Origin of the sequence: Aeromicrobium sp., from assembly GCF_036676885.1 — a bacterium.
In the GTDB taxonomy this organism is placed as follows: Bacteria; Actinomycetota; Actinomycetes; order Propionibacteriales; family Nocardioidaceae; genus Aeromicrobium.
Genome location: NZ_JAKFCB010000190.1, coordinates 1 through 2,989, shown reverse-complemented (window position 1 = coordinate 2,989; position 2,989 = coordinate 1). Strand labels below are relative to the sequence as shown.

Sequence of the window (2,989 nt, the reverse complement as noted above, 5' to 3'; positions counted from 1 at the left end):
CTTCATCGAGCTCTTGCGGCAGACCCAGATCGAATGACATACATGGAATTACAGTCCTGTCACCTGTCACAAGTCAAGCCGAATGGCAAGATTCACGAAATCTCCGGCGTGTCGCCCGCCTGCAGGACACCTGAGGAGGCAAGACACAATGGCCGACATGCGGATCACGGTCATCCTCGGCGCCGACGGCGCGCCCTTCGCGCACGACCTCGCCGGGCGTCTCGAGCCCGGCGACGAGCTGGTCGTCATCACCCCGACGATGCGCGACCGGTGGGCCACGGGGCTCAAGATGTGCCCCGATCTCGACGCGCTCCTCGCCGTCCCGGGCGCCGCCCAGACGCATGCGGTCGCCGACGAGCTGAACGCGATCGGCTACTCCCCCAGCTGGCAGCGGCCGAGTGACGCCGACGTCGCGGGCCAGCTGATCCGCACGGAGCTGCTCGGCGCCGGCTACACGCTGACCGAGGCCACCACTGCGGCGGCGGCCCGTCGCGACCTCCGGTTCACGGTGCTGCCGGCGAGCGACGACCGTGCCGAGCTGCACGTCGTGGTCCCGGCGGCCGAGGGGGTGCGTGCCGTGCACATCGCCGAGATCCTCGCGGACCCCGACGCGTACGAGATGCAGGACCTGGTGCTCGTGGCGGAGACGTGGTCCGTCTCCGCCGCCGTACGCGCGGCGATCGGATCGTCCGACGTCGTCGTCCTCGGTCCGACCAGCCGTACGCTCGCGATCGACCCCGTGCTCCGGGCGCCCGGCATGCTCGACGCGTTCCGGGACGATGTGCCGGTCCTGGTCGTCGAGCACGAGGACACCGCGCCCGCCGAGCTCGTACGCGTGGCCGGTTTGCGCGAGGCCGATCCCGGCCGGCCTGAGCCGGTGCCTGCCGACGCCGGAGTCGTGCTCGACCGGGCGCGCAAGGTCGTGGCCGCGTGAAGACCCTCGACCAGCTGCTCCGGGTCGCGGCCGACCCCTCGCAGCCCCTCGTGACCTACTACGACCTGGCAACCGGCGAGCGGGTCGAGCTGAGCACGACCACGACCGCCAACTGGGTCGCCAAGACCAGCAACTTCCTCGTCGACGAGCTGGACGCCGGCCCCGGCAGCCGCATCCGCATCGGGCTGCCGAGCCACTGGCTCACGACGGTGTGGATCCTGTCGGCGTGGAACGTCGGCGCGGCGATCGTCGACCACACCGCCGACATCGGGCTGAGCGGTCCCGACCTCGTCGCCGACGAGCCGCAGCGCGTCGCCGCGTCCTTGCGGCCGCTCGGTGGACGGTTCCCGGAGCCGCCGCCCGGGTTCCTCGACCTGGGCGCCGAGGTGCCCGGTCACGGTGACCACTTCGTTGCCCTCGATCCCCCCGAGCCGACGACGCTGGCGCTCGACCTCGAGGGAGCGGCAAGCACGCACGCCGAGCTCCTGTCGACCGTCGTGCCCGACGGCGGTCGCCGGCTCGTCGTCCCCGGAAGCATCCGGCGCGATGCCGAGCTCGTTACCGCGGCCTGCCTGGGCGGCGGCTCGCTGGTGATCGTGGCATCCGCCACACCGGAGCAGATCTCACGCGTGAGCACGCAGGAGGGCGCCGAGACCCGGTAGGCCGATCCACTACACTCGACGATGCCTCGACGGCAGGACGTCAGGCGCCCCCGAATGCCTGAACAGTAGGGACACCACACGGATGACAACCGCCGAGGATGCGGCGCGCCTGGGCCTTCACAAGGTCGGGGGGCGGCCACCGCTCCGCGAGTACGTCTCTGAGGTCTGGAAGCGCCGGGTCTTCATCTTCTCGATGGCTCGCTTCAAGATCGAGTCGGAGAACCAGCAGAACTCGCTCGGCATGTTCTGGGTGATCCTCAAGCCGCTGCTCAATGCTCTCGTCTACGGCTTGATCTTCGGGTTCCTGCTCGGCAAGAGCGCTCGGCCCCCGCACTTCGTCGAGTTCCTGATCATCGGTGTGTTCCTGTTCGAGTTCTTCGCCCAGGCGTGGACCGCGGGCGGCAAGTCGATCACCAACAACGCCGCACTGGTCCAGAGCCTCGCCTTCCCCCGCATGGTCCTGCCGCTGGCCGCCGTCACTCAACGGTTCCTGCAGTTCCTGCCCACCATCGCGATCATGCTGGTGTTCCTGCTCGTGAGCGGCAATGCCCCCCACCTGCACTGGGTCATGATCATCCCGCTCTTCCTCCTCTACTACTTCTTCAACTGCGGTCTCGCGCTCGTCACCGCTCGACTGGCGGTGCACTGGCGCGACGTCAACAACTTCCTGCCGTTCCTCACCCGATTCTTCTTCTACACGACCGGCATCTTCTTCAGCGTCAAGGAGCGGTTCGGCGACTATCCCGTCATCATGCGGATCGCAGACTTCCAACCCGTCAACGAGTTCCTGACGCTTGCCCGCGCGGCGCTTCTCGCCGGCGACACGTACGCGATCGATGAACGCTACTGGCTGTACGCGACGATCTGGTCGCTCGGCCTCTTCGCGTTCGGGGTCTGGTTCTTCTGGCGCGCAGAGGAGAGGTACGGCCGTGTCGACTGACGAGACCAAGGTGCAGGCACCCCAGCCGCCGACAGACCGCAAACCCGTCGTCGTCGTCGACGACGTGCACGTCGAGTACAAGGTGTTCGCGACGGGCAAGCGGCCCACCGCCGCTGACCGCCGCTCCAAGGTGCTGCGCGGGCGCGGCAAGCAGCTGCGCACGGTTCATGCCCTCAAGGGCGTGTCCTTCACGGCGTACGAGCAGGACAGCATCGGCGTCATCGGCACCAACGGCTCGGGCAAGTCGACCCTCATGCGGGCGATCGTCGGGCTCACGCCCGCCAGCCGCGGTGCGATCTACGCCTCCTCGCGACCCAGCCTCCTGGGCGTCGGCGCGGCCCTCATGAAGGACCTCTCGGGCGAGCGCAACATCATCCTCGGCGGCCTCGCGATGGGCTTCACGATGGACGAGATCGAGGCCAACTACGAGGAGATCGTGAAGTTCTCGGGCCT

At 68.3% G+C, this 2,989-nt stretch carries 4 protein-coding genes; all 4 read left to right on the top strand.

Features of this window, described 5'->3' with window-relative positions; genetic code table 11:
- The first annotated feature begins 157 nt into the window (after positions 1-157).
- Positions 158-934 carry a 2-phospho-L-lactate transferase CofD family protein gene (locus tag V6M46_RS09180; RefSeq protein ID WP_332664015.1) on the top strand — a complete coding sequence of 259 codons (777 nt, stop codon included), beginning with the start codon at positions 158-160 and terminating at the stop codon, positions 932-934.
- Positions 931-1,596: a TIGR03089 family protein gene (locus V6M46_RS09175; RefSeq protein ID WP_332664013.1), complete on the top strand. Its 666-nt coding sequence runs from the start codon at positions 931-933 to the stop codon at positions 1,594-1,596. The genes V6M46_RS09180 and V6M46_RS09175 overlap by 4 nt, the downstream gene beginning before the upstream one ends.
- An 82-nt stretch (positions 1,597-1,678) precedes the next feature.
- A complete protein-coding gene (locus V6M46_RS09170) occupies positions 1,679-2,536 on the top strand; it encodes an ABC transporter permease (protein ID WP_332664011.1) in 858 nt (285 codons plus the stop codon).
- A partial coding sequence (locus V6M46_RS09165; protein WP_332664010.1) for an ATP-binding cassette domain-containing protein occupies positions 2,526-2,989 on the top strand: 464 nt, incomplete at its 3' end. The genes V6M46_RS09170 and V6M46_RS09165, both read left to right, overlap by 11 nt.